Raw genomic sequence first — 22,878 nt, forward strand, 5'->3', positions numbered from 1 at the left:
CCGCTGTGGCGTCGGAGCGAACGAGCCGCCCGAATCAAAACCGCACAGGGCCTCGCCGCCTGCAAGCGCCTCCTCCGGCAGGAACCGCAGACGCCGGCAGTTGATCTAGATCAAATCGTGATCCGGGGAAATTGATAATGATCAAGCAACGCGGGAAGGAATTGGGAGAGCCGAACCCGCAGTCGAGGCGCAATCGCCGGGAGATTCCGGCATGCCGGATGCAATAGAATCGGATCAGGATATGGACGTCGCACACAGTGAGGTTCTCGAGCTTGGCATCCCCGTCGCCTGCCGCTCCTGCCAGGCACGGCACGGCGTCGTTTGCGGCGCCTTGTCGAGCACCCAGCTGCGTGAACTCGGACGCCATTCGCTGCGCCGCAAGATCGATGCAGGCTGCGAGATCGTTGCTCAAGGGTCGGAAAGCTCTTTCTATTCGAACATCATGCGCGGCGTGGTGAAGCTCTGCAAGGTGATGCCGGACGGGCGCCAGCAGATCGTCGGCCTGCAATTCGCCCCGGATTTCGTCGGCAGGCCTTTCGTGCGCGAAAGCACGCTATCTGCCGAGGCTGCGACCGACGCCGAAATCTGCGTCTTTCCCCGCAACCTGCTCGACCGCATGATATCGGAGACGCCGGAGCTGCAGCGCAGCCTGCACGATCAGGCGCTGAAGGAGCTGGACGCCGCGCGCGAATGGATGCTGACGCTCGGCCGGCGCACCGCCGAAGAGAAGGTCGCAAGCCTGCTTTACCTCATCGCCACGCATGCCGAACCGCAAACGGCGACGAGCACCGCCTTCGACCTGCCGCTATCGCGCGCCGAGATCGCCGATTTCCTCGGGCTGACGATCGAGACCGTCAGCCGCCAGATGACCAGGCTGCGCAAGAGCGGCGTCATCAGCATCGAGAATTTCCGGCATATCGTCGTGCCCGATATGGATGAGCTGGAAAAGAAAATCAGCGCGTGATGATGACGCGGGTATTGGCAAGGCCGGCTTGGCGCGCCAGCGAGAAGAACTGGGCCGCATTGTCGGGATGCAGGCGGACGCAGCCGTGCGAGGCAGGCCGGCCCAGGCGCTTCAAGTCGAATGTGGCATGGACGGCGTAACCGCCGTTGAAGAACACCGCGTAGGGCATCGGCGCATTGTCATATTTGCGCGAGCGGTGATCGCGCGACAGCCATTTGGCGCTCCACGAACCGGTCGGCGTGACATAGCCGTTGCGCGCGGTCGAAACCTTCCAGCGATACTTGACGAAACCGTTCTCGGTGACGGTCATCGTCTGCGTGCCGATGCTGATATTGGCGACCAGCGTTGCGGCTTGAGCGGCAACCGGAGAAAACTGCAGCAATAAACTTGCGGCCGCGGCCGCCAAAATCGTCTTCATGATAACCCCTCTTCGCACCCGCACAGTTTTAACTGCGCCCTCACGACAGAGAGACTACGGAAATACTTTCTATATAGCTTTAACCCGAATGGTAATCACAATTTTAACGGGCTTAAGCCGAAGCGGCGCGCCGCGAGACAGCGACCGCCTCACTGCAGCTTGCGTGCTGCCGAAGGCTGCTTGAGCTGCTGGTAGGCCTTGTTCATCTTCTGGCGGATCGAAGCCATCGTGCCGAGATTATGACCGCAGGCGGCACAGGTGATAATGTCTGTCTCGCGGATTTCGGCACGCTCGAACTTCATCTTGGTGCTCTTGCACTTCGGGCACGGTAGTTCAACCTGGACTGTCATTGCTCTGCTTCCGGTGTGATGAGATATGAGGCGCTTCGCATAAACGTTTGCGGCGGGTGTGTCCACAGGCGGACTGTACCGCGGGTTACCCCTCTGCCCTGCCGGGCAGAGGGGTAACCCGCGGGCACAACCCTACAAGAAACACAAGAACAGCCCGAACGTCAGCCCAGCCAGCACCATGCAGCTCGCATAAAACACCGACACGCCGTCTTCGATATCGCCGGCTGTGGCGACGTCCCGGCCGGCATTATTGATCATCGGCTCGGTCACGACGACACCACCATAGATGCGGGGACCGGCGAGCTGGACGTTGAGAGCACCCGCCATGGCGGCCTCCGGCCGGCCGGAATTCGGCGAACGGTGCAGGCCGCCGTCGCGCATCCCCACCCGGATCGCCTCGCGGCAGGGGCTGATGCCCCGCCGGATCCAGGCGCCGGCGGCAATCAGCAGGATGGAGAGCCGGGCGGCCGGCCAGTTGGCGATATCATCGAGCCGGGCGGCGGCCCAGCCGAAATCGATGTATTTTTCCGACCTGTGGCCGATCATCGAATCCGCCGTGTTCAGCATTTTGTAGGCAAGCAGTCCGGGCAGGCCGAAAACGGCATAGCAGAGCGCCGGCGCCACCACGCCGTCGGAGAAGTTTTCGGCAAGGCTTTCGATTGCCGCACGGCAGACGGCCGGCTCGTCCAACGTTTCCGGATCGCGTCCGACGATGCGGGAAACAGCGGCTCGTCCGCCGGCAAGCCCGTGGTCGCGCAAAGCTGTCGCGACGGCCGCGACATGATCGGCAAGGCTCTTCTGCGCTAGAAAGATCGCCACAAGCCCGGCCTCCAGTACGATGCCGGCAAGGCCGAAGAGCGCGAAGAACCGGTCGAACACGAAGCCTGCGGCGATCGACAGCAGCAGCAGCGTCAGGATCGCGGCAACACCGTTCATCCGGCGTTGCGAGCCTGTAAGGCTCGAGGGATTGAGCTGCTGGTCGGCATAGGAAATCGCCGCGCCGAAGACGACGACGGGATGCGGCACGCGCGACCACAGCCATTGCGGATCGCCGGCAATCCGGTCAAGCAGCAGCGCCAGAAGCAGCACGAGAAGGTTTTCGTCGATCGTCATCGCTCAAATCCCTGAAGGGCTTCGCCAAGCCGCCGGTCCGCCGCCGGATCGGGCGTCAGGCCGAAGCGCAGCCAATCCGGCGCATAATCAAACTTGCGGACGAGAATATGATGGCGGCAGAGATGCGTGTAAATGTCGCTCGCCCTTGTATCGGCGACAAGGGTAAACAGCGCCGTTCCCCCTGCTATTCGCAACCCGGCGCCCTCCAGCGCCGCATCCAGACCGATACTGCGCTCCTCGATGCGGCTGTGGATCGGAGACACGTCTGAGCGCAACAGCGAGGCGGCAATCGACAGCGCCGGGCCGGAGACCGCCCAGGGGCCGAGCCAGTCCTCGAAACGTGCGAGAATATCGCTGCGCGCAATCGTAAAACCGAGCCGCAGGCCGGCAAGCCCGAAGAACTTGCCGAAGGAGCGGAAGATGATCAGGTTGGAAAGCTGCTGCGCGCGGCTCGCGAGGCTGAGCCACGGCTCGGTATCGCCGAAGGCCTCGTCGACGACGAGAAACCCGTTTGCCGCCTTCATCCTGTCGTGCAGGGCAACCAGCGTTTCAACCCGCCAGGCGCGCCCATCGGGATTGTTCGGATTGACGACGACTGCAAGCCGATGCCCAGCTCCAATCTCGGCGACATCATTGACCGCATCGACAGCAAAGCCGGCCGAAGTGAAGGCGCGCGCATATTCGCCATAGGTCGGCGACACCACGGCGACCCTGTCGTCCGTCACGGCAACCTTGTTGTCCGTCACGGCGACCCTGTCGTCCGTCACAGCGATTTGCTTGTCCTGCCGAAGCAGACGCGGCAGAAGCTGGATCACCGATTGGGTACCGGGCACCGGCAGCGGCAGGATCTCGCCACTGCCATAATGATCACGCGCAGCTATTCTTGCCTCGTCGACGAGATGCCGGTCTGGCAGCCGCTGCCAGGCCCTTGCCGGAATATCCGGCAGGGAGACGGGGCACGGATTGATGCCGGTTGAGAGATCGAGCCAGTCTTCCGGCCTGCCGCCGAAGGTGGCGGCAACGGCGGTAATACCGCCGCCATGGGCAATGGGCGCGCTCATATAGCCGCCCCGGCAAGATCGATCAGGTGCATATAGGAGCCTGCCACCTGTCCGCGCCGCAGCCCGACAGCACCGAGATCGGCTCCGAGCGCATCCTGCGCTGTAAACAGCCGCTTTCCCTCCCCCTCGGAAACGACGGTGGAATAGTGGAATTCATGGGCCGTCATCGTCCGTGCGAAGAAAGCGCCGTCGAGCGGCGTCACGCGGCGATAGCCGAGATGGCGCCGGCGTTCGGCATAGCTGGTGACGACCGGCAGCAGGCCGAGCATTTCGTGGCGCTTCCCCTCCGCATCGATCAACCCATCGCCCAGCACCATGTAGCCGCCGCACTCGCCATAGATCCTGATGCCGCGCGCCGCCGCATCGAGCATGCCGGCGCGAAAATTCTGCGCAGCGGAGAGCCGCCCGGCATGCAGCTCGGGATAACCGCCGGGCAGATAGATCGCATCGGCATCGGCGGCCGGCGCCTCGTCGGCAAGCGGCGAGAAAAAGGAGATCGCAGCGCCCCGGCGCCGCCAGCCGAGCAGCATATGCTCGTAGGCAAAGGCAAAGGCGACATCGCGCGCCACGGCGACGCGGGCGCCGATCGGCATCAGCCGGTCGATATTGGCGGCCGATGGCCGATTGAGGCCCTGCCTGGCGATGCGCAGCAGGAATTCGAAATTGCATTCCTCGGACACGGCATCCGCCGCATGCTCGATGAAATTCTCAAGGGTCGCGTGTTCGCCGGCCTGGACGAGGCCGAGATGGCGCTCCGGCAGCGCAAGCGCCTTGTCGGCCTCGATTACGGCGACGACGGGCATGCGGATAGCCTCGAGTGCCCGGCGCAGCATCGCCTCGTGCCGCTCGCTGCCGACCTTGTTGAGGATGACGCCGGCCACACGGACATCGGCGCGGAAGCCGGCAAAACCTGATACCAGCGGCGCCACCGACTGCGACATGCGCGAGGCATCGACGACCAGCACCACCGACAGGCCGAGCTGGGCGGCAAGATCGGCCGCCGTTCCCTTTCCGTCGGCTGCTCCGTCGAAAAGCCCCATCATCGCCTCGATGACGAGAATGCGATCGCCGGAGCGGTGAAGAGCGGCGTTGGCCGAGATCAGTTCGGGGCGCATCGCCCAAGGGTCGAAATTCAAGCAGGGCGCGCCGCTTGCGGCCGCGTGGAAGGCTGGGTCGATGTAGTCGGGGCCCGCCTTGCCGGGCGCGACCGCGATGCCGCGCCGGCGAAGCGCCCTGAGCAATCCGAGCGTCACCGTCGTCTTGCCGGCGCCGGAGGACGGCGCTGCGATCAGGAGGCCGCTCATATCAGCACCTTGCCGGACCGGTCGAACGGATCGGGTTGCAGGCGCCGCCCGCCGAGCGCGCCGAGCCAATCGAGCGAGGCCCTGAGCCGCACCACCTCGCCGACGACGACCACCGCCGGCGGCTCCAGCCCGGAAGCGGCGACTGCCTCGGTCGCCTCCCCGAGCGTCGTCTCCAGCACCTGCTGCCGGCCGGTGGCGGCATTGCAGACGAAGGCGACGGGTTCGGACGGCTGCCGGCCGGCGGCGATGAGATTGGCGCTGATCTCGGCGATATGTTTCATCGCCATATACATGACGATGACGGGCGAGCCGCGGCCGATCGCCTCCCAGTTGATCCTGTCGGGCACGATGCCGGAGGAATCATGGCCGGTGAGGAAGGTGACAGCGTGGTTGATGTCACGATGCGTCACCGGAATGCCGGCATAGGCCAGCCCGCCGATGCCGGCGGTGATGCCGGGCACGATGCGGAAGGGGATATTGTACTCGACCAGCGTCAGCGCCTCTTCGCCGCCACGCCCGAAGACGAAAGGATCGCCGCCCTTCAGCCGCAGCACCCGCTTGCCGGCGCGCGCCAATTCCACCAGCCGCAGCGAAATGTCGCGCTGCTTGGCCGAGGGCTTGCCGCCGCGTTTTCCAGCATATTCAAGCTCCGCGCCGGGGTGTGCGAGCTTCAGACAGTCTTCATTGACAAGCGCGTCATGGACGATCACGTCCGCTTCGGCCAGCCCCTTGGCGGCGAGCAGCGTCAGCAGGCCCGGATCACCCGGACCAGCCCCGACGAGCCAGACGCTGCCCGGCTCCAGCGCCGGCAGATGTGAAAGTTGATTGGTCAACATTTTGTTGATCTAGGCCCAGCAAGGAACAAGGTCAACGCCGCCTGCACCGCCTCACTCGAAGTTGCTGAGATCAAGATGACTCACTTTGCGAAGAGGCGGATTCCATCTGGTAGAAAAATGACGCAACGATATGAATACATTTTAATATTCACCTGAAAGATCGACCGACATGGAGCCGCCGTCTTTGTTGACACACAGGCTGCAGATATCGGCGCCTGCCCCTCATCCGGCTGCCGCCACCTTCTCCCCGCTTGCGGGGCGAAGGGACCATGCCGCTACCTCTCCGTCCCACCTCGCTCCCGCAGGGCACGTCCCCTCGCCCCGTTTACGGGGAGAGGGTTAGGGTGAGGGGCAGTTTTTGGTACCAGACGGCCATAGCATAATCCGAGCATGACAAATCTCAGCAGTCTGTGGCCGGCCGCGATGCAGCCGGCCTTCACGTCATTCAGATCGTAAGCAACGTCTCGCGGATCAGCTCCAGGACTTTTTCCGATTCGATCCCGGTCGCGACGATCTGGCTCGGCAGGCCATCCCAGTCATCGGGCGGGAAACGGCGGTTATCCGGCTTGACGACCGTCTGACCATCGGCGATGCCACCGCAGACGACGCGCACCGCGCCCGTGATCGTGGTGAAAAGCTCCGGTGCCACGACATAGACCGAGGCGCAGCTGTCATGCACCATCATGCCGTCCTCCACCGCATGCCTGTAGAAGTCGATGTAGGACTGCGACAGCGCGTCGAGCAGCTTCACCGCGCCGTCTCCCCTGGCCGCCATCTCGCCGAGATAGCTGCGGCTCATCGTGGTGATCGAGGTGACGTCGAGGCCGATGACGACCACCTTCCAGGGCGCGGTCATGACGATGTCGGCAGCCTCGGGGTCGCCATGAATATTGGCTTCGGCGACCGGCGAGACATTGCCTGGCACATAGAAATTGCCGCCCATGATGACGACGTCCTTGACCAGGCTCGCAATCTCCGGATCTTCCTTCAGCGCCCTCGCCAGATTGGTCATCCGCCCGACGGCCACCAGCCTGATTTCGCCGGGGTTGGCGCGCACGGTGTCGATGATGAAGCGATGCGCCGGGCGCGGATCGAGCGGCAGGTCGATCGTCTTAGGCACTTCGATGTCGCCGAGGCCGTTCTCGCCATGGACCATGGCCGGCCATTCCCGCTCGGCGCGCGAGGGATCGATGGTGACGCTGGCGCCCTTGGCAACGGGTGCCGGAATATTCCATTCGCGCTTGAGGAAGAGCGCATTGCGCGTCGTCGTCTCGACCGAGGCATTGCCGAAAACGGTGGTGATGCCGATCAGATCGATTTCAGGATGGCGGTGCAGGAAAAGAAGCGCCATGGCGTCATCGACGCCCGGATCCGTGTCATAAATGACCTTGTGCATTGGTATCCTCTGGAGCAATTCAGCAAAATTGCATGAGCGGTTTTGCTGGAATTGCGTTGAAACAAGATATGAATCGCAGATCTGCCGGCCGGCGTCGCGACGTGCCGCCACCATAACGCCCGTCAGGCTTTGTGCAACCCGATGCGGGCAATCGCCGCTGTCGCATGCGCGGATTTGATCTTGCCGAGCAGCAGCTCCGCATCCGCGCCAAGCGCCGCAAGTGCCGCCGATTCCGCCACGCCGTGACAGCCGACGCGGGCAAAGACGAGCGCGGACGGATTTTTCAGCCGAGGCGTTTCCTGTTCGAGCCGCGGCGCATCGAAGAAGACCGCCGGTACGGCAAAATGGCTGGAAACGGCAAGGATCGCCGCCTCGTGCCTGCGGCTGTCGATGGAAGCAATGGCCGCGAGCTGCGCCCCAGCGATGCCGGCTGCCCTCAACGCCTCGACAGCAAGCGCCAGCACCTCCGCAGGCGGCGTCCCGCGCTCACAGCCGAGTCCGAGCACATGCCGCCCTGCCGTATCGAAGGAAATATCGCTCATAGAAGCCGTCGAATGCACCCCACTGTGTCCGTACAGCCATTGCAGCTTGGGGCAGCAAATGCAACAACGCCACCAGAACGCCCCCCGCCCTGGAACAGCATCTTGCCCGACATCGCCCTCCATCTGCTTCTGCTGCTCTGCGTGGCGGCCTTCTTTGCCGGTTTCGTCGACGCCATTGCCGGCGGCGGCGGATTGATCACCGTTCCCGCCATGCTGATCGCCGGCATTCCGCCGCTGCAGACGCTCGGCACCAACAAGGTGCAATCGATCTTCGGTGCCGCCTCGGCCACCCTCGCCTATGCCCGCAAGGGCCATGTGCAGCTTCAAGAACAGCTGCCGATGGCGCTGATGGCGGTCATGGGTGGAGCGCTCGGTGCGGCGCTCGCCACGATCGTGCCAGGAGCCGTGCTGCAGGCGATCATGCCGGTGCTGCTGCTCGCAATCGCGATCTTCTTCGCCGTCAAACCGAACCTCGACGATCTCGACAAACACCGACTCGTTACGCCCTTCGCCTTCGGCCTGACGCTGGTCCCGGCGATCGGCTTCTATGACGGCGTCTTCGGCCCCGGCACCGGCTCCTTCTTCATGCTCGGCTTCGTCACCCTCGCCGGCTTCGGCGTGCTGAAGGCCACCGCGCACACCAAGCTGCTCAATTTCGGCTCGAACCTCGGGGCGCTGATCGTCTTCGCAAGCTTCGGCGCGATCCTGTGGAAGATCGGCCTGTTGATGGGTGTCTGCCAGTTCCTCGGCGCGCAGCTGGGCTCGCGGCTCGCCATGCGCATCGGCGCAAAGCTGATCAAGCCGCTGCTCGTCATCGTCTGTGTCGCTCTGGCAATCAAGCTGCTCGCCGATCCGGCCAATCCGCTGCGTGTCTGGCTCGGCATTTGAGCGCCGAACCTGGGACACCTGCAGTGCTTCAGAACTCGACGCCCGGCTGGCCCTTGATGCCGGAGCGGAAGGGATGTTTGATCAGTTCCATCTCGGTGACCAGGTCGGCGATCTCGATCAGTTCTTCCTTGGCGTTGCGCCCCGTCAGCACGACATGCGTCATGTGGGGCTTCTCGCTCTTCAGGAAGGCGACGACCTCGTTGATGTCGAGATAGTCGTAGCGCAACGCAATGTTGATCTCGTCGAGCAGCACCATGGAATTGCGCTCGTCGCGGATCAGCTCCTTGGCCTTTTCCCAGGCGGCCGAGGCTGCGGCGACGTCGCGGGCACGGTCCTGGGTTTCCCAGGTGAAACCCTCGCCCATCGTATGGAACTGGCAGAGATCGGAGAAATGTTTCTCGATCAGGTCGCGCTCGCCGGTCCACATCGCCCCCTTGATGAATTGCACGACGGCGGACGGCTTGCCGTGGGCGATGTGGCGGAAGATCATGCCGAAGGCGGAGGACGACTTGCCCTTGCCTTTGCCGGTATGGACGATGATCAACCCCTTGCCGTCGATTTTGGTCGCCATGATCTTGTCGCGCGCGGCCTTCTTCTTCGCCATTTTCTCGGCGTGGCGCGCATCGTCCTTACCGCCCGTCTCGTTGTCCGGGGTCTCGTCGCTCATCGGTTTACCTCATTGCGTTGTATGGCGGCCAAGTCGAACCGGGCCGAATTGCTGCGCGGCGTCCAGAGGCTGCGGTCGATCGCTTCGCCGAGCCGCTCCCTCATCTCGTCGAATGCCGCCGGGTTCTTCTCGATCATGAAATCGCGCACGATGGGATCGGCGACGAAGGCCTGGTAGACGGCCTCGAAATGATGTTCGCCGACCGCCCCCGTCGTCGCCGAAAAGGCGAAGAGATAATCGACGGTGGCGGCGATCTCGGCCGCCCCTTTGTAACCGTGGCGCATGACGCCCGCGATCCATTTCGGATTGACGACGCGGCCACGCACGACACGGCCGATCTCCTCCTCCAGCGAACGGATCACCGGCCGCTCCGGCCTGGAATGGTCGTTGTGATAGATCGACGGGCGCGCGCCGGCGAGCTGTTCGGCCGCCGCCGCCATGCCGCCCTCGAACTGGTAGTAGTCGTCGCTGTCGAGCAGATCGTGCTCGCGATTGTCCTGGTTCTGGATGACCGCCTGCACCGAACGCAGCCGTTCCTCCAACAGGCCGCGCTCGGCCTTGCCCTCCTCGCCGGCCCCATAGGCATAGCTGCCCCAGACGAGATAGGCTTCGGCGAGATCGGCGCGCCGCTCCCAGCCCCTTTCGTCGATCAGCGCCTGCAATCCGGCACCGTAGGCGCCGGGCTTCGAGCCGAAGACCCGGTAGCCCGCCCGGCGTTTCGCGAAAGCGGCGTCGAGACCGGCGGCGGCAAGCCTTGCCGCCTCGCCGCGCATGCGCGCTGCAATCGGATTGTCGGCCTCGTCCTCTTCGAGCGCGCCGACAGCGCGGACCGCCTTGTCGAACAGGGCGATCTGCTCGGGGAAAGCGTCGCGGAAGAAGCCGGAAATCCGCAGCGTCACGTCGACGCGCGGCCGCCCGAGCACGGCTTGCGGGATGATCTCATAGCCGGTGACGCGGCGCGAACTCATATCCCAGAGCGGCTTGACGCCGATCAGCGCCAGCGCCTGGGCGATATCGTCGCCGCCGGTGCGCATATTCGACGTGCCCCAGGCGGTCAGCCCGAAGGAGACCGGCCATTCGCCGTGATCCTGCACATAGCGGCGCACCAAAAGCTCGGCGGATTTCTTGCCGAGCTCGTAGGCCGCCGGCGTCGGCACGGCGCGGCTGTCGACCGAATAGAAATTGCGGCCGGTCGGCAGCACATCCGGCCGCCCGCGGGTCGGGGCGCCGGAGGGGCCGGGGGCGACGAAGCGGCCGTCGAGGCCGCGCAACAGACCGTCGATTTCGGCGGGGCCGCAGGCGAGGATGGAGGGCTTGAGGCGGGTTTCGATCTCGGCGAGCACCCATCTGGTTTGGGACCAGAGGGGCGGGCATTCCATCTCGCCGGAAACGAGCTTGGCCGCGAGCAGTTCGATGCGCTCGACGGTATCGCCATGGGTGCGCCAGGGGGTATCGAGAAGATTTGCGAGGATTTCCGGGCGCGGGCCGGTCCAGGGAGCGGCCATATCGGTGTCGAGAGGGTCGAAGGAAGACCCCTCCCCAACCCCTCCCCACAGGTGGGAGGGGCTTGCTGGGCACACCGTCCCAACATCAGCTTTGGCAACGGAGGTTACCGCGAACGCAACCGCAAGTCCCTCCCCCTTGTGGGGAGGGGTTGGGGAGGGGTCTTTTAGCTGGGAGGGGTTTCCGAACGCATCCTCAGCAATCGCCCGCTGCAAGCTGGCATCGCAGCCCTCGCCCAGCCCGCGCGGCACCCGCGCCAGCGCCACCGTCAAATCCGTCAGCAGCCGCCCCTCCGGCGACACGCCGAATACATGCAGCCCGTCACGGATCTGCATCTCCTTGAGGTCACAGAGATAGGCATCGAGCTTCTTCAGCGCCTCGCCCTCGCTTTCGCCGCTTACTATGCCGGCATCCCGGTCAAGGCCGATATCGGTCACGAGGTCGAGGATCTGCCGGCTGAGCAGCCGGATGCGGCGAGGATCGCCGCCGGAGGCCTCGTAATATTCGTCGACCAGCGCTTCCAGATCCTTGAGCGGCCCGTAGCTCTCGGCCCGTGTCAAAGGCGGCGTCAGATGATCGATGATGACGGCGGCAGTCCGGCGCTTGGCCTGTGTGCCCTCACCCGGATCGTTGACGATGAAGGGATAGAGATGCGGCAGCGGCCCAAGGATCGCCTCGGGATAACATGTCTGCGACAGCGCCAGCGCCTTGCCCGGCAGCCATTCGAGGTTGCCGTGTTTGCCCATGTGAATGACGGCATCGGCAGCGAATTCGCGGCGCAGGAAGGCGTAGAAGGCGAGATATCCATGCGGCGGCACCAGGTCCGGCGAATGATAACTCTCCTTCGGATCGATATTGTAGCCGCGCGCCGGCTGGATGCCGACAAGGACGCCGCCGAACCGGGCGAACGGCAGGGCGAAAACACCCTGGCGAAAATACGGATCGTCCTCGGGGGCGCCCCAGCGGGCTCTCACTTCATCCTGAATCTGATTGGGAAGAGAATTGAGGAAGTCGTTGTAGCGACTCATGGAAAGCGTCTCGCGGATCACCCTGCCGTCATGCCCTGAATTGGTCGGCCCCTCCATCAGATGGCGGATCAGCGCGTCGCCGTCGACCGGAATGTCGGCGACCGGATAACCCACCGCCCGCATAGCCTTCAGCACCTCGATGGTTCCGGCCGGCGTATCGAGGCCGACGCCATTGCCGAGCCGGCCGTCGCGGTTCGGATAGTTCGCCATCACGAGCGCGACGCGCCGGTCGCCGGCGGTAGTCTTCCGCAGCCGCGCCCAGTTGGCGGCAAGCTCCGCCGTGTAACGCACCCGCCCCGCATCCGGTTCGCTGGCGACAATATTCGTCTCGACCGCCGCATCGTAACGTGCGGCCGTCTTGAAGGAGATCGCTCGCGCCAGCACCCGCCCGTCGACCTCCGGCAGCGCCACGTTCATGCCGAGATCGCGCGCCGACAGGCCCTGCGAGGACGCCGCCCACGCCTCCCGCGACGAGGCCGACAGGATCGCCTGCAGCACGATCGCCTCATTCGCCTCCAGCACCGTCGGTTGCCGGTCCGCACTCGGTGCGGAGACCGCAAAGCCGGTGGTGTTGATGACGACATCGGGTTCCAACGCCGAAAACACGCTTTCGAGAATAGCCGTCGAAACGGGATCTTTGAGGCTATAGGCAAAGACCGGCAAGGGCCGAAGGCCAAGTGCCTGCAAGGCGTCGATCAGCGCCTCGATCGGGCCGGTCTCACCGCTCTGGACGAGGGCGCGGTAGAAGCTGATGGCGACGATGGGGGATGCCTGCTGCGTCGAGTTCTTGGTACCCCCCTCTGTCCTGCCGGACATCTCCCCCACAAGGGGGGAGATCGGCAAGTCGATGGCGCCTCCCACAAAAGAAACGTTGGAGGATGCCGCATCTTCGGCCGAGCAGATAGAGCGAGACCTCTCATCCCCGATCTCCCCCCTTGTAGGGGTCCGAAGGACGGGTCGAGACCCGTGGCTCGACCCCGGGTCCGGCAGGACAGAGGAGGGTGCCTCAACTTCGACAGACGAAGGAGGTGCCACACGCACTGCAACAACCCGCCGCCACTCCTCAACCCCGATCAGCCCCCGCCCTGGCCACCAGATGCCGGCCTTCATCAAAGGCACCGCCGGCGCCGGCTTCTCGCCACCGCCCAACATCGCCCCGGCATAATCGAGAAAGGCCCGCGCATTGGCATCGCCGCCCTCGATCAGATAGGCCCAGAGGGCGTTCAAGTCATCGAGAGCAACATTCGAAAAAGGAACGAGCCCGGCATCCGGCTTCGCATCGCCGGGCAGCACCGCGATCAGCGCACCGGCGCGGGACGCTGCCGCATGCAGCGCTTCCAGCGCATAATGGAAATAGCTGGCGCCGCCGAGGGCCCGCACGATGATCAGCTTGGCATGCCGCGCCGTGCGCTCGACATAGGTATCGACCGACATCGGATGCTTGAGGCTCATCAGGCTGGCGAGCCTGAGCGAATGCGGCCCACCGCGTTCGCGATGGGCCGCGGCGATCGCCGCAAGCTCGCTGTCGGCAGCCGTCAGGAACAGGATCTCGCCCGGCGTCTGCCCGAGGTCGATTGCCTCCTCGCCGTCGCTGATCGTTCCCTGCTGGGCCAGAAGCAGATGCATGGGTTTACGCCAGCGCCTCGATCGCTGCCCGCACAGCGCCCTCATCCATCTCGTGCAGGCCGATGACGACGAGACGTGTAGCGCGCGTCTCGCCGGCTCCCCAGGCACGGTCGAAATAGTGGTCGATGCGGCTGCCGACCGCCTGGAGCTGCAGGCGCATCGGCTTGCCGGAAACATCGACGAAGCCCTTGAGGCGCAGCACGTCATGGGTCGAGATGATCGTCTTCAGGGCCTCGACGAAACCGGCGGGATCGGCAACGGGGCCGAGCTCGACGACGAAGCTGTCGAATTCGTCGTGATCGTGCGGCGCGCCGTCCTCATGCTCCAGCTCGTGATGCGACTTGCGGTTGGCAATATCATCCTCCGTGCCGATGCCGAGACCAAGCAGGATGCCGGCCGGCACCTCGCCGTTTTTCGCCTCGATCATCACGGGCTTGCGCACGGTGCGGGAGGCGACTTCTTCGCGCACGCGGCCGAGGCCGGCGACGTCGATCAGGTCGGTTTTGTTGAGAACGATGAGATCGGCGCAGGTGAGCTGGTCCTCGAACAGCTCCTCGATCGGGCTTTCGTGATCGAGCGATTCATCCTCGGCGCGGCGCGCATCGACGGCATCGTGATCGTCGGCGAAACGGCCGGCGGCCACAGCCGCGCTGTCGACCACCGTGATGACGCCGTCGACCGTCACCTGGGTGCGGATATCGGGCCAGTTGAAGGCGGCGACCAGCGGCTGCGGCAAGGCAAGGCCCGAGGTTTCGATGACGATATGGTCGGGCCTCTGTTCGCGCTCCAGCAGCTTCGTCATCGTCGGAATGAAATCGTCGGCAACGGTGCAGCAGATGCAGCCGTTGGTCAGCTCGATAATATCGTCCTCGGTGCAATTTTCCGCCCCACAGCCCTTCAGCACGTCGCCGTCGACACCGAGATCGCCGAACTCGTTGATAACAAGCGCGATCTTCTTGCCGCCGGCATTGGTAAGCAGGTTGCGGATCATCGTTGTCTTGCCCGCACCAAGGAAGCCGGTGATGACGGTTGCGGGAATCTTCTGCTGGTTCATGGATTTAACCCTTCATTTTCAGCGGCAGGCCTGCCGCGATAAAATAGACTTCGTCGGCCTTCGCCGCGATCATCTGGTGCAGCCGGCCGGCATGATCGCGAAAATCCCGCGCCATGCGATTGTCGGGCACGATGCCGAGGCCGACCTCGTTGGAAACGAAAACAAGCCGCGCTTTGGCGTCAGGCAGGAACGCGGCAAGGGCGGCAAATTCCGCCTCCATCTCACGCTCCTCCATCATCAGATTGGTGACCCAGAGCGTCAGGCAGTCGATCAGCACGATACGCCTCGCACCGTCGATGGCGGCAAGCGCGCCGACGAGATCGAGCGGCTCCTCATGCGTCGCCCAGGACGGGCCGCGATCGGCCTTGTGCTTGATAATGCGCGCCTGCATCTCCTCGTCCCAGGCCCGGCCGGTGGCGAGGTAGTGGCGGTCGAGGCCGGTCGCAGTGACGAGAGATTCGGCGAAGCGGGACTTGCCGGAGCGTGCGCCGCCGAGGATGAAGGTGGTGTTGGAAGAGGCGCTGGTCATGGGCACACGGCCTCCAGAGGAACCGCGACCTTCCACCAGCCTCCCTCATTCCTGTGCTTGTCACAGGAATCCAGCCACGGCGCGTCCGCGCCGTGAATGACTCGGTTAAAGGGAGATCTCCCGCGCCCAAGGACTTGGGCGCACTGGATTCCTGTGACGAGCACAGGAATGAGGGAGGAGAGGAAGACGCACACCACGCGCCCCTCACTAAGAGGAATGGAATGGCCACCCAATGGCGCCGCACCAGGCCGCGCCGAATTCAATCGTTCAGCCAAGACAACCTCCGTGCTGGCAGCGGGCATAGCGCCCAGGGTTGGGCTTTTCGCCCGGCACGGGATGGCAGGTCTCCTGGCTCGCGGGTGTCGGCCGATCGGGGCGGACCGGAAACCGGTCGCCCTGATCGTGCCGGCGGATCTGCCTCGCCTTCCCGGCCGCATCGGTGAAAAGGCGGACGATTCGTAGAGTAAGAGGCGTCCGACCCCGGTTGATCACCATGCATGTCCAGTGGCTTTTCCGGCATGTCGCCCATCCGGCCCGCCTGCACCATTGCAAGGATCGGCCGGAAGCGCTCAATGCCGGATGGAAGACCCTGACCGCTCTACAGTCGCGGGGTCGGCTGTGATGAAGGCGCCCGGTTTGGGTCCGCCCCGTCACATTCCCTTTTCATCCGGAAGGGCGCTACACCGATCCGGAACCATCCGTTATGTCCGAGGATGGTCAGATGACCATCCGCGTGGGATGGTCGGGTGACCATCCGTTGAGGGATGGTTAGGCAAGCCCGGGGGTGAAGTCAACCGGCCTTGGCGGCCGGCCGATCGCCGGCCGGTGGCACGTCCCACGCAAACACGACTTACCCCACCAGAAATATCGTCTTTTATCAGAGGCTTACGTCATAAATATTTGACCCTCGCGCCAGCTTTTCGCCGCAATTGCACGGCAAGCGGACTGCGCCACCGCCCTTGACCGGGCTTCTCCCCGCCTAGTTGTCTAGCCATGCTTATGAAATTGGATCGGCGCCGTCTGCGCGCGCTGCGTGTTTTCTTTGATCCGGAGCGGCTGCGTGCGCTGACCCGCCGCAGCGAGGTCGGTCTGTCGCTCGCCGGCGCCATCGTCGGCATCGTCTCGGGCCTTGCCGTCACCGGTATGAGCTTCGTCTCCAATGAATTGCACCGACTGGTCTTCGGCATATCCGACGATGAACGGCTGAGCTCGTCTGCCATCGACGACAAACTGCTGCTGCTCGCTGCCCCCGTCGTCGGCGGCATCCTGCTCGGGTTGCTGCTTTTCATCCTGGCGAAGCGACGCAAGAAGCCGATGGTCGATCCGATCGAGGCCAATGCGCTGCACGGCGGCCGCCTGTCCTTGACCGACAGCATCATCGTTGCCGTGCAGAACCTGATCTCCAACGGTTTCGGCGCCTCCGTAGGGCTGGAGGCCGGCTATACCCAGCTTGCCGCCGGCCTCGCCTCGAAATTCGGCCTGAAGCTGCAGCTTCGTCGCTCGGATCTGCGCGTGCTCGTCGGCTGCGGCGCGGCCGGCGCCATCGCCGCCGCCTTCAACGCGCCGCTGACCGGCGCCTTCTATGCCTTCGAGCTGATCATCGGCACGTATACGATCGTGTCGCTTACCCCGGTCGTCACCTCCGCCCTCGTGTCCACGCTCGTCGCAAGACTGCTTGTCGAGGGCGATTTCACCATCGATATCGGCAGCTTCGGTTCAGTCGTGCCGGCCGACTACGTCCCGGCGCTGCTGCTCGGCGTCTTCTGCGCCGGCGTCGGCATCCTCATCATGCAGGGCGTCGCCTTCATCGAGGAACTGGCGCGCAAGAGCTCCATTGCCCCGCCCTTCCGCCCGGCGCTCGGCGGCATCATCGTCGGGCTTCTCGCAATGATCTCACCGCAGGTGCTCTCGGCCGGCCACGGCGCCCTGCATCTCAATCTCTCCCGCGAAGTGGCGATCCCGGCGCTGATCGGCCTCTTCCTGTTGAAATCGCTGGCCTCGGCGATCTCGATCGGCTCCGGTTTCAGAGGCGGCCTGTTCTTCGCCTCGCTGTTCATGGGCGCCCTGCTCGGCAAGCTGTTTGCCTATTGCGGCCCCTATTTCGCCGATGCGACGTTGACGCCTGCGATCTATGCCGTGGTCGGCATGAGTTCGCTTGCCGTCGCCGTCATCGGCGGGCCGCTGACGATGACCTTCCTGGCGCTCGAAATCACCGGCGATTTCCCGATCACAGCGCTGGTGCTCGCCGCCGTCATCACCTCTTCGCTCGTCGTGCGCTCGACCTTCGGCTACTCTTTCGCCACTTGGCGCTTCCACCTGCGCGGCGAAAGCATCCGCAGCGCCCATGACGTCGGCTGGATCCGCAACCTGACGGTGGACAAGCTGATGCGATCAGACGTCAAGACGGCCAAATCAGGCATCTCGCTGGAGGAATTCAAGCGGGCCTTCCCGATCGGCTCGACCCAGCGCGTCATCCTCGTCGAGGAGAGCGACAAATATGCCGGCCTCGTGCTGGTGCCGGAGATCTACGCCAACCCGACCGACGCGCAGGACGAGGGCAAGACGCTTGCCGACTTCATCCACTACCGCAACGATTTCCTGCAGCCGCAGATGAATGCCAGGCAGGCGGCGGCAATCTTCGACAAGAGCGAAAGCGAAGCCCTCGCCGTCGTCAACAACCTGATCGAACGCAAGGTCATCGGCCAGCTCAGCGAAAGCCACACGCTGCGCCGCTACAGCGAAGAACTCGACCGCCGCCGCCGTGAAGTCTCCGGCGAGATCTAAACCGCTCCGACCGACCGCGCCGCACTGCAGCACTTTGAATTATTCAGCAGCGTCGGCAATCCTGAAAACATCAGCCCGCTTCGAAACTCCGCGCAGTTCGAACGATCCGAGATATTGGCAAGGCGCCGCACAGGTCGTCGCGAAGCTCTCCGACATCAAGAGGGGTTGATCGAGCGTGCCGCAGAGCTTTTCTAGCCGCGAGGCCTCGTTGACCGCTCTGCCGATCACCGTGAAATCGAGCCTGCCATGGGCGCCGACATTTCCGTAGAAAACCTCGCCGAGATGCAAGACGACGTCGACGCCGATATCGGGGCCGCCATTGCCCGTCCGCTCGCGATTGAGCGCCTCGTTGGCCTTCAGCAGGTTCCGTGCCGAAGCGAGTGCCGCCAGGCAGGCCTGCTGCGGATCGTCGGCGTCGGTCGGAAAGATCGCCAGCACGCTGTCGCCCATGAACTTCAGGATCTCGCCGGAATTTTCCTCGACATGCCGGTCGATCAGCTCGAAATGCTCGTTCAGAAAGCCGACGATCTCTTCGGGCTGATAGACCTCGGTCAGGGCCGTGAAATTCCGGAGATCCGCAAGCAGGATCGCGGCATTAATGGAGCCCCCCGTTCCCCGTTGGGTCTCACCGGCGAGGATGCGCGCACTCGTCCTGGCGCCGGTATAGACGGCGAGGATATCCGTCGCGGTCTTCGATGCCGCCACGCGGTAGGCCGCCAGCCCGAGCGCCGGGAAAAGCTCTTCGATAACAGCCAGCTGGTCATCGGAAAATCCGCCGGGCGCATCGCTGGTCAGCGAAAAACCAAGCCCGCGCAGCGCAACTTCCTTCGGGAATTCGAAAAGGCTGATCACGTGATCCGTGCCCCCGCCGAGCGCGAATTCGCGAAGCTCGCTGTAGCCGAGACCCTCGCCTCTCTCCAGGCTCCACCGCCCTCTTCTTTCGCCGCGATTCAAAAGATAGAATATCGGGGTCTCCTCGAAGAGACGCTCCCCCACGATACCGTGTTCGGCAATTTCGATGGTCGTGACGCCGCCCCTGATGAAATTGGCCGCGATGCCGCGATACATGGGATGGATGGACGGCATTCGGATGCTTGCCCGCCAGATCGGAAATCCCTCGGCGATCAGCCGGTCACACAGCCCGGCCACGAGGTCGCCAATGTGCTCGCTGGTGATTCCCTGCTCGATAAGCCAGTGAATATGATCGTTAATTTTTAAAACCTCCGCATCGGGCCAAGAGCCGGAGTAGCCGTTTTCACGATCGAGGCCAGGCACCAGGAACCGCAGGACAGGCGCTGAAAAAGCCATGTCGCACATGCCATTCATTAGCCTGCTTCGCGTCGTGATACTACTCCCAGGCGAATGCGGGGATGCGGAATTCGAGGGTACACAGCGCTGGTGTCACGGATGACAAATTGCCTCAGCCTCCCCGGCGGTTAGCGAAACTGCTCCAGTCCGCGTCTTGGCAGGCGACAAAAGGGATCTCGCCTCTCGACAAGGCGATGTCATTCAGCACGGGATCTCCAGCTGCTCACATCCTGACCGTCATGCCGCCATCGACGGTCAACACGTGGCCGTTGACGAAGGAGGCGGCGCCGCTTGCCAGGAACAGGGCCGCGCCGGCAATCTCGTCCGGGCGTCCCCAGCGCTGGACCGGGATCCGCTGGCGCACGAAGGGCATCAATTCCTCGTTCTGAGCCATGACCGCATTCGTCTCGGTGGCGAACCAGCCCGGCGCAATCGCGTTGCTGGTGATACCGTACGGGCCGAATTCGACCGCCATGGCGCGCATCAGTCCGGTCAGGCCCTGCTTGGCGGCCGGATAGACGCTGTCGCCTGGCATGACGACATGGCCGCTGATCGAGGTCACGGCGATCAGCCGGCCGTAACTGCGCCGTTTCATCAGCACGGCCGCATCGCGCGAAAGCGTGATCGCCGCGGCCAGATCGGTGCGCAGCAACTCGATGATGCCCTCATCATCGAATTCGGCCAGCGGCCGCCGGTCGCGGACGCCGACATTGTTGATCAGGATATCGAGACGACCATGGATCTTGTCGATATCGGCCATCACAGCACGCTGAGCCTCGCGGTCGGCGACGTCGAACACAGCAGCCTCCGCCGTCCCGCCCACGGCCCGGATAATCCTGACGGCATCGTCCAGCGTCGCCGCCGTGCGTCCGGTGACGATGACATGCGCACCGGCATCGGCAAGCGCACGTGCCATCTCAAGACCCAGACCACGCCCGCCGCCGGTCACCAGCGCCACCTGGCCCGCCAGTGAAAATCTGTCCAATACGCTCATGGTTTTCGTCGCTCTCAACCGAGTCCGCCGCGACAATTAATGGACTCAGTCCACTAATTTGGCAATAGCGGAACGAGATGATCCTCTGACATCAGGAGGTCCGGCTTGGCTCCCGCTTCTCCCCAGCGGGGTCCGAAGGACAGGGTCGAGACCAAGCAGATCCAGATTGAGGGTCTCCTACCATGGGATTACGCCTCGGGATGATCCATGCCTAGGTTTCTGTCGGCCCAAAGCGGCTTTTCAGGGATCAATTGCGGTTTCGGCGATGGTAGTCCTGATCTAGGTCTTTCCAGACGTAGAACCCATTCCAAAGACCGAGCCAGGCTGACAATGCTCCGAATGAGTCGCTGTTTAAAGTCTGAGAGAGTGAACTTTCTCCATGGGAGGGGTCGACTTTCTTCGCCCAAACACCGATGAGGGCCGTCACCCACCAGCCTGCGATTATAAGAGCCGCAATGGGCCAAACATATACGATGGCCGCAAGGCAAATAATCAATATCGCCCTGTAGATGTTGAGCTTCGACATTTCACTCCCATTTGAAGGCCCAAAATTCTAAGCAACTTTGGGTTACACGAAATTATCATAAGTTCTAACGACCCGTGAGAAGTGTGACCGTCTCTGCAGGAAGCATTCGTCCCGTCATCGCGACAGACTTCGAAACTGCTTGAAGCATCTTGGTCAAGATGCGACCGGGACACCGCTTACCGAAGATCACATCCTATTGACTGTATAACTAGTGCAATCAGTATCCGGGATCGTACGAGACGAGATAAAATCCGTTGCCCAGGCTGGCGAAAGATACTTTGACCTGCGAGAGAGACGAGACCATTTCATTAATATTGAATATCATGCTCTCGGGTGATGACTTGGCGTGAAACTCCAATGCTGAGCGGAAGATTGCGGAGTCTAGGAACTCACGCGTCCATGGCGGACCTCCTTCATCCCGCATTATGTCCGCGAGAACTCCATTTTCGGAGTGGATTATCTCGCAAAATTCAATCCTGTGACCGTCAGCGCTATAGGAGCGGCTGCGGCAGCGTTCCACATATTCGGTGAAAGGAGCCCGGGTCTCGATAAAGCCACGCTCTTCAACTTTTCGGCCAAGCCCGGAATAAAAAAATACGAAGGAGAATAATATGGGCAGACACCCGATAAATATAGACAGCGAGCGTCTCCAAATTATCGCCAACGCTATCCACGTGAGATATAAAAAAAATAAATATAAGGAATACATCCCAGGTTCAGACAATGGTTTAAAGTTGTAGTAAGCTCCAAAATAAATGGAATAAATCAGAACTGCAGAGCAAATACACTGGCCGAACTTGATTATTTTACCTATGCGTATCTTACGGTCCGGAGTCTTTACGGTGAAAAAATCCCGCACTCGGCCTATGGGGTGTGTATTGCCTACGGGCATTGTAACGTTCCTTGAGTAAAGATCTATTTCAAGACGCCCGTGATATTGTTACGCAACTTCGCCGTCGATCGCGCTTCGGGCATTTGCGAGGCAGAACTGCTGCTATCTTGGCGATCGTCGCAGGAACCGTGCCGTATTGGTTTCACCACCGCCGGCTGCCCGACATGAACGAAGCCGAATCGCGATTGGGAACGCAAACTTCGAGTTTCAGTGCGGCCCCCTGCAGGGACTACCTACCCTCAAAACCTCCCCGGCAAAGGCCTCACGCCGGCGCGTGGCTTCTGCCTGAACGGATGCGAGCGCGGTCTCGAGATCCGATCAATCTGCGATTTTCTTTGGTTGTCCTCCATAGCCTAACTTCCTATCGCTCACGTTTATTTTTGCGTTTTTGGAGATTGCTTATCAAACGGTCGCCGCCAAGAGAGTATGCAAAGATGCTGTACGCAGTTATTATAATAATAGTTGGGGTATCGCCTAGTTCAAATATGTATATTGCAGCACCCATTACCGGAATTGATCCAATGAAGATCCCATACAGGATTATCAAATTCCGCGACATCCAATTCTCCTCTTATATATAATTTCAAGCATGTCCCTTAGCGACGTGGCTACCTTTGATCGTCACCTACACCTTGATTGCGCCGCACAGGTTGATTTTCTCTGATTATCCAATACATACGAGCATGTGCCTGTCGTCGTCCCATCGGCCAATAGTGCTTCGTCGATGTAGAGTTCGACTATTGGCTTCTCCATCAAATGCCACTCTGCCAGCTTCCTTTGTTGCATCAGGAATTCTCGCGATCTTTTATTGTCTTGCGATAGATGTGGTATAGATGCACAAAAAGCGAAATAAAGAATAAGGACTTCAAGATATTTGCCATGTAAAGATTAAAGAAGCCGCTATCCCTAGATCCTATAAAAAGGTCTATCGCATAACACTTCGCATTTTCGCAGGGCGTAGTTAATCTGTAATCAGAGACATATATGACAAGGAAGGCCGTCATTACTACTGAGGCCGCCACAGATGCGCTCCTTATATTCCTTTCAACTGGGACTTTGCTTAGTCTGTAAAAAAATCCCTCATCAGTCACCTTA

17 protein-coding genes and 1 riboswitch are annotated in these 22,878 nt (G+C 62.3%); of the genes, 3 read left to right on the top strand and 14 right to left on the bottom strand.

Annotated elements, in window-relative coordinates; genetic code table 11:
* Positions 1-241: 241 nt before the first annotated feature.
* Positions 242-964 carry a Crp/Fnr family transcriptional regulator gene (locus CO666_RS15550; RefSeq protein WP_097613051.1) on the top strand — a complete coding sequence of 241 codons (723 nt, stop codon included), beginning with the start codon at positions 242-244 and terminating at the stop codon, positions 962-964.
* On the opposite strand, the gene CO666_RS15555 is transcribed toward CO666_RS15550, so the two are convergent.
* The 8 genes from CO666_RS15555 to CO666_RS15590 all read right to left on the bottom strand — a co-directional run bounded on the left by CO666_RS15555 (position 954) and on the right by CO666_RS15590 (position 7,984).
* Positions 954-1,382, bottom strand: a complete 429-nt coding sequence (locus tag CO666_RS15555; protein WP_097612988.1) for a L,D-transpeptidase — start codon at positions 1,380-1,382, stop codon at positions 954-956. The genes CO666_RS15550 and CO666_RS15555 overlap by 11 nt on opposite strands.
* A gap of 149 nt (positions 1,383-1,531) precedes the next feature.
* On the bottom strand, positions 1,532-1,732 hold the full coding sequence (locus CO666_RS15560) for an ECs_2282 family putative zinc-binding protein (protein ID WP_097612989.1): 201 nt from the start codon (positions 1,730-1,732) through the stop codon (positions 1,532-1,534).
* Between the two features lie 132 nt (positions 1,733-1,864).
* Positions 1,865-2,845, bottom strand: a complete 981-nt coding sequence (cbiB, locus tag CO666_RS15565) for an adenosylcobinamide-phosphate synthase CbiB (protein ID WP_097612990.1) — start codon at positions 2,843-2,845, stop codon at positions 1,865-1,867.
* Positions 2,842-3,906 carry a threonine-phosphate decarboxylase gene (locus CO666_RS15570; RefSeq protein WP_097612991.1) on the bottom strand — a complete coding sequence of 355 codons (1,065 nt, stop codon included), beginning with the start codon at positions 3,904-3,906 and terminating at the stop codon, positions 2,842-2,844. The genes cbiB and CO666_RS15570 overlap by 4 nt, the downstream gene beginning before the upstream one ends.
* Positions 3,903-5,210 (bottom strand): cobyrinic acid a,c-diamide synthase CobB, encoded by a 1,308-nt coding sequence (locus tag CO666_RS15575; RefSeq protein ID WP_097612992.1) that lies wholly within the window; start codon positions 5,208-5,210, stop codon positions 3,903-3,905. Before CO666_RS15575 ends, CO666_RS15570 begins: the two co-directional genes overlap by 4 nt.
* Positions 5,207-6,046, bottom strand: a complete 840-nt coding sequence (cobA, locus tag CO666_RS15580) for a uroporphyrinogen-III C-methyltransferase (protein WP_097612993.1) — start codon at positions 6,044-6,046, stop codon at positions 5,207-5,209. Before cobA ends, CO666_RS15575 begins: the two co-directional genes overlap by 4 nt.
* 445 nt (positions 6,047-6,491) lie before the next feature.
* Positions 6,492-7,442, bottom strand: a complete 951-nt coding sequence (locus CO666_RS15585; protein WP_097612994.1) for a nucleoside hydrolase — start codon at positions 7,440-7,442, stop codon at positions 6,492-6,494.
* A gap of 122 nt (positions 7,443-7,564) precedes the next feature.
* Positions 7,565-7,984 carry a cobalamin biosynthesis protein gene (locus CO666_RS15590; protein WP_097612995.1) on the bottom strand — a complete coding sequence of 140 codons (420 nt, stop codon included), beginning with the start codon at positions 7,982-7,984 and terminating at the stop codon, positions 7,565-7,567.
* 102 nt (positions 7,985-8,086) lie between these two features.
* Between CO666_RS15590 and CO666_RS15595 the strand changes: the two genes are divergently transcribed.
* Complete coding sequence (locus tag CO666_RS15595) at positions 8,087-8,872, top strand: TSUP family transporter (RefSeq protein ID WP_097612996.1); 786 nt, start codon at positions 8,087-8,089, stop codon at positions 8,870-8,872.
* Positions 8,873-8,900: 28 nt separating this feature from the next.
* Here CO666_RS15595 and cobO read toward each other — a convergent pair whose 3' ends face one another.
* From cobO to cobU, 4 genes are read right to left on the bottom strand one after another with little or no spacing between them, the layout of a single operon-like run.
* Positions 8,901-9,539 carry a cob(I)yrinic acid a,c-diamide adenosyltransferase gene (gene cobO, locus CO666_RS15600; protein ID WP_097612997.1) on the bottom strand — a complete coding sequence of 213 codons (639 nt, stop codon included), beginning with the start codon at positions 9,537-9,539 and terminating at the stop codon, positions 8,901-8,903.
* Positions 9,536-13,696: a cobaltochelatase subunit CobN gene (cobN, locus tag CO666_RS15605; RefSeq protein WP_097612998.1), complete on the bottom strand. Its 4,161-nt coding sequence runs from the start codon at positions 13,694-13,696 to the stop codon at positions 9,536-9,538. Before cobN ends, cobO begins: the two co-directional genes overlap by 4 nt.
* Before the next feature lie 4 nt (positions 13,697-13,700).
* A complete protein-coding gene (gene cobW, locus CO666_RS15610) occupies positions 13,701-14,750 on the bottom strand; it encodes a cobalamin biosynthesis protein CobW (protein WP_097612999.1) in 1,050 nt (349 codons plus the stop codon).
* 4 nt (positions 14,751-14,754) lie between these two features.
* A complete protein-coding gene (gene cobU, locus CO666_RS15615) occupies positions 14,755-15,279 on the bottom strand; it encodes a bifunctional adenosylcobinamide kinase/adenosylcobinamide-phosphate guanylyltransferase (RefSeq protein ID WP_097613000.1) in 525 nt (174 codons plus the stop codon).
* Positions 15,280-15,600: 321 nt separating this feature from the next.
* Positions 15,601-15,993: riboswitch (cobalamin riboswitch) on the bottom strand.
* Between the two features lie 279 nt (positions 15,994-16,272).
* Here cobU and CO666_RS15620 point away from each other — a divergent pair.
* Complete coding sequence (locus CO666_RS15620; protein ID WP_097613001.1) at positions 16,273-18,063, top strand: chloride channel protein; 1,791 nt, start codon at positions 16,273-16,275, stop codon at positions 18,061-18,063.
* Positions 18,064-18,102: 39 nt separating this feature from the next.
* Here CO666_RS15620 and CO666_RS15625 read toward each other — a convergent pair whose 3' ends face one another.
* Together CO666_RS15625 and CO666_RS15630 are read right to left on the bottom strand one after the other, a co-directional pair.
* Entirely contained in the window at positions 18,103-19,389 is a 1,287-nt protein-coding gene (locus CO666_RS15625) for an adenylate/guanylate cyclase domain-containing protein (protein WP_245436793.1), read from the bottom strand.
* Positions 19,390-19,594: 205 nt separating this feature from the next.
* The gene (locus tag CO666_RS15630; protein ID WP_097613002.1) at positions 19,595-20,365 is read right to left on the bottom strand and encodes an SDR family oxidoreductase; all 771 of its coding nucleotides are present in this window, start codon (positions 20,363-20,365) and stop codon (positions 19,595-19,597) included.
* Positions 20,366-22,878: the final 2,513 nt, after the last annotated feature.

Origin of the sequence: Rhizobium chutanense (genome assembly GCF_002531935.1) — a bacterium.
GTDB classification, from domain to species: Bacteria; Pseudomonadota; Alphaproteobacteria; order Rhizobiales; family Rhizobiaceae; genus Rhizobium; species Rhizobium chutanense.

What these genes read in the sequence shown, in the direction of transcription:
- CO666_RS15550 (WP_097613051.1), top strand. Translation starts at nt 242, where the DNA reads ATGGACGTCGCACACAGTGAGGTTCTCGAGCTTGGCATCCCCGTCGCC.
- CO666_RS15555 (WP_097612988.1), bottom strand. Translation starts at nt 1,382, where the DNA reads ATGAAGACGATTTTGGCGGCCGCGGCCGCAAGTTTATTGCTGCAGTTT.
- CO666_RS15560 (WP_097612989.1), bottom strand. Translation starts at nt 1,732, where the DNA reads ATGACAGTCCAGGTTGAACTACCGTGCCCGAAGTGCAAGAGCACCAAG.
- cbiB (WP_097612990.1), bottom strand. Translation starts at nt 2,845, where the DNA reads ATGACGATCGACGAAAACCTTCTCGTGCTGCTTCTGGCGCTGCTGCTT.
- CO666_RS15570 (WP_097612991.1), bottom strand. Translation starts at nt 3,906, where the DNA reads ATGAGCGCGCCCATTGCCCATGGCGGCGGTATTACCGCCGTTGCCGCC.
- CO666_RS15575 (WP_097612992.1), bottom strand. Translation starts at nt 5,210, where the DNA reads ATGAGCGGCCTCCTGATCGCAGCGCCGTCCTCCGGCGCCGGCAAGACG.
- cobA (WP_097612993.1), bottom strand. Translation starts at nt 6,046, where the DNA reads ATGTTGACCAATCAACTTTCACATCTGCCGGCGCTGGAGCCGGGCAGC.
- CO666_RS15585 (WP_097612994.1), bottom strand. Translation starts at nt 7,442, where the DNA reads ATGCACAAGGTCATTTATGACACGGATCCGGGCGTCGATGACGCCATG.
- CO666_RS15590 (WP_097612995.1), bottom strand. Translation starts at nt 7,984, where the DNA reads ATGAGCGATATTTCCTTCGATACGGCAGGGCGGCATGTGCTCGGACTC.
- cobO (WP_097612997.1), bottom strand. Translation starts at nt 9,539, where the DNA reads ATGAGCGACGAGACCCCGGACAACGAGACGGGCGGTAAGGACGATGCG.
- cobN (WP_097612998.1), bottom strand. Translation starts at nt 13,696, where the DNA reads ATGCATCTGCTTCTGGCCCAGCAGGGAACGATCAGCGACGGCGAGGAG.
- cobW (WP_097612999.1), bottom strand. Translation starts at nt 14,750, where the DNA reads ATGAACCAGCAGAAGATTCCCGCAACCGTCATCACCGGCTTCCTTGGT.
- cobU (WP_097613000.1), bottom strand. Translation starts at nt 15,279, where the DNA reads ATGACCAGCGCCTCTTCCAACACCACCTTCATCCTCGGCGGCGCACGC.
- CO666_RS15620 (WP_097613001.1), top strand. Translation starts at nt 16,273, where the DNA reads ATGCTTATGAAATTGGATCGGCGCCGTCTGCGCGCGCTGCGTGTTTTC.
- CO666_RS15625 (WP_245436793.1), bottom strand. Translation starts at nt 19,389, where the DNA reads ATGAATGGCATGTGCGACATGGCTTTTTCAGCGCCTGTCCTGCGGTTC.
- CO666_RS15630 (WP_097613002.1), bottom strand. Translation starts at nt 20,365, where the DNA reads ATGAGCGTATTGGACAGATTTTCACTGGCGGGCCAGGTGGCGCTGGTG.